Source organism: Pseudomonas sp. RW409 (assembly GCF_003184125.1).
Lineage (GTDB): Bacteria > Pseudomonadota > Gammaproteobacteria > Pseudomonadales > Pseudomonadaceae > Aquipseudomonas > Aquipseudomonas chlororaphis_I.
Genome location: NZ_QHHP01000033.1, coordinates 661,043 through 667,300 on the forward strand (window position 1 = coordinate 661,043; position 6,258 = coordinate 667,300).

Sequence of the window (6,258 nt, forward strand, 5' to 3'; positions counted from 1 at the left end):
ACGTTCAGCAAATAGCAACCATAGTCATTTGCGAATACGTATCAACATGTTACAACTTAGCTCCCTATCTATCTGCCCGCCGGTGCTGAATGCTCGTTCCATTTCTGATCATGCTGCGCGAAGGGATCGAAGCCGCGCTCATCGTTGGCATCATCGCCAGTTACCTGCAACAGACCGGGCGCGGTCAGTGGATGCCGGCCGTGTGGATCGGCGTGTTTCTCGCCGCGGCCCTGGCCCTGCTGGTGGGCGGCGGCCTGGAGCTGATGAGCGCCGAGTTTCCGCAAAAGCAGCAGGAACTCTTCGAAGGCATCGTCGGCCTGGTGGCCGTGGGCATCCTCAGCTCCATGGTGTTCTGGATGCGCAAGGTCGCGCGTTCGATCAAGCATTCCCTGCAAGCCTCGCTGGACCAGGCGCTGACCGGCTCCCGGCACCAGGTCACGGCGCTGATCGCCATGGTGTTCTTCGCCGTGGCCCGCGAAGGCCTGGAAACCGTGTTCTTCCTTCTCGCCGTGTTCCAGCAGAGCCAAGGCCCGGCGGCACCGATCGGCGCCCTGCTCGGCCTGGCGCTGGCGATCGTCGCAGGCGTGCTGATCTACACCGGCAGCATGCGCCTGAACCTCGGCGCGTTCTTCCGCTGGACCGGCCTGTTCATCCTGGTGGTGGCCGCCGGCATCCTCGCCAACTCGGTGCAGGCCCTGCATGAAGCCGGGGTCTGGAACCACCTGCAGAGCGTGCTGTTCGACTTCAGCGCCAGCCTGCCGATGGACGGCCCGCTGGGTTCGGTGCTGGCCGGCATGTTCGGTTACCAGGACACCCCGACCGTCAGCACCCTGGGCGCCTACCTGCTCTACCTGCTGGTGACCCTGGTGCTGTTTTTCCTGCCCGGCGCGGCACCCGTCGCCAGCCCATCGTCTTCCGTTTCCAGCCACTAAGGCCTTTCCATGACCCAGCAAGCCTCCCCACAGCCCCCGGCACCGAGCGCCCTGCGCTGGGCGCTCGCGGGTTCCGTGATGGTGATGATCGCCGCCGGCGGGCTGTTCTATTACGCCTCGCAGCTGGCCGCCAGCAAGCGCCAGGCGCACAAGGACGAAATCACCGTGACCATCCACCCCCACAGCTGCGAGCCGAACGCCCTGAACGTGCCGGCCGGGCTGGCGAGCTTCCGTATCGTCAACCGTTCGGACCGCGCCGTGGAGTGGGAAATCCTCGACGGCGTGCTAGTGGTCGAAGAACGGGAAAACATCGCGCCGGGCCTCAGCCAGGTGATCAACGCCAGGCTGCAACCCGGCGACTACGCCATCACCTGCGGCCTGCTGAGCAACCCGCGCGGCACCCTGCATGTGACCCCGACCACCGAATCCGACGCCCAGGCCAAGGCCCGGCCGTCGATGGTCGCCTTTATCGGCCCGCTGTCGGAATTCCGGGTCTACCTGAGCAGCCAGGGCACAACCCTGATCAAGGCCGTGAGCGCCCTGGAGCAAGCCATCCAGGCCGGCGACCTGGCCCAGGCCCAGGCCTTGTACCTGCCGGCGCGCGCGGCCTACCAGCGCCTCGCCCCGGCCGCCCAGCGCCTGGGCGAGCTGGACAACAGCATCAACGCGCGCGCCGACTACTTCGAAAAACGCGAGCAGGACCCCGGCTTCGTCGGCTTCCACCGCCTCGAATACGCGCTGTTCCAGCAACGCGACCTCAGCGGCCTGGCGCCGATCGCCCAGCGCCTGCTCAGCGATGTCACCACACTCAAGCAACAACTGCTGGCCCAGTCGCTGCCACCGGAGCAACTGGTCAGCCTGGTCGCGCGCGCCCAGCGCAGCATCGCCGAGGTGCGCGCCAGCAGCGGCGAAGAAGAACGCTACAGCCACAGCGACCTCAACGGCTTTGCCGCCAACCTGGAGACCACCCGCAAGGTCGTCGACCTGCTGCGCCCCTTGCTGGCCAAGCCCGCCGCCCCGCTGCTGGCGCAGATCGACAGCGCCCTCGGCGCCCTCGACAGCCAGTACGGCGCTTTGCGCAGCGCCGAGGGCTATGCCTCCTACGACAGTGTCGGCGCCGATCAGCGCAAGCGGATCGCCGACCAGGCCAAGGTTCTGGCCGATGCACTCGATGGAATCGATCCCGCCCTTGGCCTCTCAGGCCTGTAAGCAGAAGACGCCCGCCCGATGAACGACTCAGATCTATCCAATCCAGCTTTCTCCGCCCAACGCCGCCGTGTACTGCTGGGCATGGGCGCCGCCGGTGTCGCCCTGGCCGGCAGCAGCCTGAGCTGCCCGGCAATGGCAGCCCAGACCGGGAAAACCACCGCCCAGGTCACAGAAGCCCCGAGCAGCGACAAGACCCAGGACCGCCACGATTTCCACGGCCAGCATCAAAGCGGCATCGTCACCCCGCGCCCGGCGGCCGGCATGCTGGTGTCGTTCGACGTGCTGGCCAGCGATCGCGAAGACCTGGAGCGACTGCTGCGCACCCTCGACCAGCGCATCCGGTTCCTGATGACCGGCGGCCCGGTCCCCCAGGTCGACCCGAAACTGCCGCCGCTGGACTCGGGCATCCTCGGCCCCGTGGTGACCCCGGACAACCTGACCATCACCGTCTCGGTGGGCGCTTCGCTGTTCGATGAGCGCTTCGGCCTGGCCGCGGCCAAACCCAAGCGCCTGATACGCATGGTCGGCTTCCCCAACGATGCGCTGGAACCCGACTGCTGCCACGGCGACCTGAGCCTGCAGTTCTGCTCCAACACCGCCGACACCAATATCCACGCCCTGCGCGACATCGTGAAAAACCTCCCGGACCTGCTGCTGGTGCGCTGGAAGCAGGAAGGCAGCGTGCCGCCCCAGGCCCCGGCGCGTCCTGGCGAACCGGCGCAGAGCGCGCGCAACTTCCTGGGTTTTCGCGACGGCTCGGCCAACCCCGACTCCAACGACCGCAAGGCCATGGAGCAGATCGTCTGGGTCCAGCCCGGCAGCGACGAACCGGCCTGGGCCGCCCACGGCAGCTATCAGGCGGTGCGCATCATCCGCAACTTCGTCGAACGCTGGGACCGCACGCCCTTGCAGGAACAAGAAAGCATCATCGGCCGGGTCAAGGCCTCGGGGGCGCCCATGGACGGCCAGCAGGAACACCAGGTGCCGGACTACCGCAAGGATCCCCACGGCCAGTTGACCAAGCTCGACGCCCATATCCGCCTGGCCAACCCGCGCACCGCCGAGACCCAGCGCAACCTGATCCTGCGCCGGCCGTTCAACTACTCCAACGGCGTGAACAAGAACGGCCAACTGGATATGGGCCTGCTGTTCATCTGCTACCAGGCCGACCTGGAGCAAGGCTTCATCGCGGTGCAGACCCGCCTCAACGGCGAGCCCCTGGAGGAATACCTCAAGCCGGTCGGCGGCGGGTATTTCTTCACCCTGCCCGGCGTCACTGGCGACCGCGACTTCCTCGGTCGCGGGCTGCTCGAGGCCACCCAAGCGAAAACCAGCGCCTGACCACCACTCACCCCCCCACGGAAACGTCCCATGAAAAAGTCGCCCCTTGCTGTGTTGCTGACCCTTGGCTTGCTCCATGTTCCGCTGTCGGCTGTGGCCGCCACATCGCCGCTGGAACTGGTGGGGCCGATTTCCGACTACAAGATCTACGTCACCGAGCAGCTCGACGAGCTGGCCAGCCACACCCAGGCCTTCACCGACGCGGTGAAGAAAGGTGACCTGGCCACCGCCAAAAAGCTCTACGCCCCGACCCGGGTGTACTACGAGTCGATCGAGCCGATCGCCGAGCTGTTCAGCGACCTCGACGCGGCCATCGACTCGCGGGTCGACGACCACGAACAAGGCGTCGAGGCCGAGGACTTCACCGGTTTCCACCGCATCGAGTATTCGCTGTTCGCCCAGAACTCCACCCAGGGCCTGGATGCCCTGGCCGACCGCCTGAACAAGGACGTCAAGGACCTGCAGGCCCGCGTCGCCGGCCTGACCTTCCCGCCGGAGAAAGTCGTCGGCGGCGCCGCCGCCCTGCTGGAGGAAGTGGCTGCGACCAAGGTCTCAGGCGAAGAAGACCGCTACAGCCACACCGACCTCTACGACTTCCAGGGCAACATCGACGGGGCGAAGAAAATCGTCGACCTGTTCCGTCCGCAGATCGAGCAGCAGGATGCAGCCTTCGTCGCCAAGGTCGACAAGAACTTCGCCACGGTGAACAAGATCCTGGCCAGGTACAAAACCGCCGACGGCGGCTTCGAGACCTACGACAAGGTCAAGGACAGCGACCGCAAGGCGCTGGTGGGTCCGGTCAACACCCTGGCCGAAGACCTCTCGACCCTGCGCGGCAAGTTGGGACTGAACTGAGCTTCGGGTACCCGACCCGATCCTGTAGGAGCGAAGCTTGCTCGCGATAGCCGCGCAGCGGCGATATTCAAATTTCACCGCGTCGTCCTGGCGAACTTATCGCGAGCAAGCTTCGCTCCTACAGACAAGCGCCGGCGTGCTGATGACTTGCCCCATCACCCAGGCTGCTGATCTACCCTCACCTGCGCCGATAACCCTGGGCGGCGGCGCGTTTTAGCGATAACGTCCCGCGCACTCCTGACTTTCATGGAAGATTTTGCATGTCCACCCCAACGGCCCAACCGCCGCAGACCGCCGCCCCGTTCAAACTCTTGCCGCTGATGCTCGCCTACATGGCCTGCACCATGTCGATGATGGCCTTCGTCTCGCTGATCGGCCCGATCGTCCGTGTGCTCGGCCTGGCCACCTGGCAGGCCGGCGCGGCGGTGACCGTGTCCGGGGTGATCTGGATGCTCCTGGCGCGGCCCTGGGGCCAGGCCAGCGACCGTTTCGGGCGCCGTCGGGTGCTGCTGCTCGGCACCGCTGGCTTCACCCTCGCCTACTGGGCGCTGTGCCTGTTTATCGATGTCTCGCTGCACCTGCTGCCGGGCATGTGGCTGGCCTTTATCGGCCTGATGCTCGGGCGCGGCCTGATCGGGGTGTTCTACGCGGCCATCCCGGTGGGCGGCTTTGCCCTGATCGCCGACAACGTCGAGCCCGAGCATCGGGCCCGCGCCATGGCCACCCTGGGCGCCGCCAATGCCGTCGGCCTGGTGCTGGGCCCGGCCGTGGCTGCGCTGCTCGCCCGCGTCAGCCTGAGCCTGCCGCTGTACGCCATGGCCGTACTGCCGCTGGCGGCGTTCCTGGTGCTGCTGTACAAGCTGCCGCGCCAGGAACTGCACCTCAAGCAGGCGCCGCGCTCGGTACGCCTGAGCGATCCGCGGCTGCGCCGGCCGATGGCGGTGGCCTTCGTCGCCATGCTTTGCGTGTCCATCGCGCAGATCACCGTGAGCTTCTACGCCCTCGACCGCCTGGGCCTGGACAGCGCCGACGCCGCCCAGGCCGCCGGTATCGCCCTGGCCATGGTCGGCGTGGCGCTGATCTGCTCGCAACTGGTGGTGCGCAAACTCGAATGGCCACCGCTGCGGATGATCCGCGCCGGCGCGCTGCTGGCCGCCAGCGGGTTTGCCGGCTGCATGCTCGTGGAAAATGCCTGGGGGCTGTGGCTGGGCTTTTTTGTCTCGGCGGCGGGCATGGGCGCGATCTTCCCGTCCTTCTCCGCCCTGGCGGCCAACGCCGTGGACGCCTCCGAACAAGGCGCCACCGCCGGTTCGATTGGCGCGGCCCAGGGGTTCGGCGTGGTGATCGGCCCGTTGGCCGGCTCGCTGATCTACGCCGTCGAACCGCGCCTGCCCTACCTGATTGCCACGCTGTTGCTGCTGTTGGTGGCGAGCTGGCCGGCGGCGAAAAGCCCCAGCTGATCTGGGCGCCGATACAGCTGTAGCCGCTGCCACAAGCTGCGTACGTCCCGAAGGGGCGCGGCGATCTCGAGACCGATGAAGGCCCTGCGGGCCTTGTCGCAGCCTCGCGGGCTCGGCAGCGGCTACAGGGATCGGGGCCTGGCTCCGTGTAGCCGCTGCCGCAGGCTGCGTACGTCCCGAAGGGGCGCGGCGATCTCGAGACCGATGAAGGCCCTGCGGGCCTTGTCGCAGCCTCGCGGGCTCGGCAGCGGCTACAGGGGCGCGGCATCAGGCTTTGTGTAGCCGCTGCCGCAGGCTGCGATCGACCCGAAGGGGCGCAACAATCTCAAGACCGATGAAGGCCCTGCGGGCCTTGTCGCAGCCTCGCGGGCTCGGCAGCGGCTACAGGGTCGGGGTCTGGCTTCGTGTAGCCGCTGCCGCAGGCTGCGTACGTCCCGAAGGGGCGCGGCGATCTCAAGACC

At 67.1% G+C, this 6,258-nt stretch carries 5 protein-coding genes; all 5 read left to right on the top strand.

Going from position 1 to position 6,258, the window contains the following annotated elements; translation table 11 throughout:
* The first annotated feature begins 89 nt into the window (after positions 1 to 89).
* Positions 90 to 932 (top strand): iron uptake transporter permease EfeU, encoded by an 843-nt coding sequence (gene efeU, locus DK261_RS16185; RefSeq protein ID WP_016703822.1) that lies wholly within the window; start codon positions 90 to 92, stop codon positions 930 to 932.
* 9 nt (positions 933 to 941) lie between these two features.
* Positions 942 to 2,141 (top strand): iron uptake system protein EfeO, encoded by a 1,200-nt coding sequence (gene efeO / locus DK261_RS16190; protein ID WP_110175985.1) that lies wholly within the window; start codon positions 942 to 944, stop codon positions 2,139 to 2,141.
* Between the two features lie 18 nt (positions 2,142 to 2,159).
* On the top strand, positions 2,160 to 3,482 hold the full coding sequence (gene efeB, locus DK261_RS16195) for an iron uptake transporter deferrochelatase/peroxidase subunit (RefSeq protein WP_110175986.1): 1,323 nt from the start codon (positions 2,160 to 2,162) through the stop codon (positions 3,480 to 3,482).
* Positions 3,483 to 3,512: 30 nt separating this feature from the next.
* The gene (efeO, locus tag DK261_RS16200) at positions 3,513 to 4,337 is read left to right on the top strand and encodes an iron uptake system protein EfeO (protein ID WP_016703819.1); all 825 of its coding nucleotides are present in this window, start codon (positions 3,513 to 3,515) and stop codon (positions 4,335 to 4,337) included.
* A 260-nt stretch (positions 4,338 to 4,597) separates the two neighbouring features.
* Positions 4,598 to 5,797, top strand: coding sequence for an MFS transporter (locus DK261_RS16205; protein ID WP_009049273.1), 1,200 nt, complete (start codon positions 4,598 to 4,600; stop codon positions 5,795 to 5,797).
* Positions 5,798 to 6,258: the final 461 nt, after the last annotated feature.

Excerpts from the sequence above, each read along its gene's own strand:
- efeU (WP_016703822.1), top strand. The coding sequence starts at position 90 with ATGCTCGTTCCATTTCTGATCATGCTGCGCGAAGGGATCGAAGCCGCG.
- efeO (WP_110175985.1), top strand. The coding sequence starts at position 942 with ATGACCCAGCAAGCCTCCCCACAGCCCCCGGCACCGAGCGCCCTGCGC.
- efeB (WP_110175986.1), top strand. The coding sequence starts at position 2,160 with ATGAACGACTCAGATCTATCCAATCCAGCTTTCTCCGCCCAACGCCGC.
- efeO (WP_016703819.1), top strand. The coding sequence starts at position 3,513 with ATGAAAAAGTCGCCCCTTGCTGTGTTGCTGACCCTTGGCTTGCTCCAT.
- DK261_RS16205 (WP_009049273.1), top strand. The coding sequence starts at position 4,598 with ATGTCCACCCCAACGGCCCAACCGCCGCAGACCGCCGCCCCGTTCAAA.